Origin of the sequence: Vibrio sp. 10N.222.55.C7 (assembly GCF_041473335.1) — a bacterium.
Classification (GTDB): domain Bacteria; phylum Pseudomonadota; class Gammaproteobacteria; order Enterobacterales; family Vibrionaceae; genus Vibrio; species Vibrio crassostreae_C.
Genome location: NZ_JBFRSC010000127.1, coordinates 1 through 424, shown reverse-complemented (window position 1 = coordinate 424; position 424 = coordinate 1). Strand labels below are relative to the sequence as shown.

Annotated in this window: 1 protein-coding gene; it reads left to right on the top strand. The window is 50.0% G+C overall.

All coding sequences use genetic code 11. The annotated features are described in order from the left end of the window. Positions 1 to 424: transposase (locus tag AB4482_RS23105; RefSeq protein ID WP_372181801.1), on the top strand; the 424-nt coding region annotated here is incomplete at both ends.

The following is a 424-nucleotide window of genomic DNA, read 5'->3' as shown; positions in this document are numbered from 1 at the left end:
ATCAACACCCAACGTTGTGGCTGCCGAGTGGCATACCCAAACAATGGGTGGTCGATTGCAGACAAGTAGGATACGGTCAGGCTGCACTCAACTATTTGGCGCGCTATCTCTATCGCGGTGTGCTGCCTGATGAAGACATCATCAGTATCACAGATGATACTGTCACCTTCCGCTATAAAGAGAGTCAGACCAATGCATGGCGAACGCGCACCTTGCCCATTCTGAAGTTTTTGCTGCTCATTTTGCAACACGTGCTGCCCAAAGGGTTGCAGAGAGTACGAGACTACGGATTTTTACGTGGTCAAGCTCACGCCTTAAGAGCCCGCATTCAACTGCTGTTATTGAACTTGGTCTATATGATGCCGCCGCTAACGGCACCGATAAGGAGCAAAGCGATAAGAATCTGCCCTTGCTGTCAGCATCA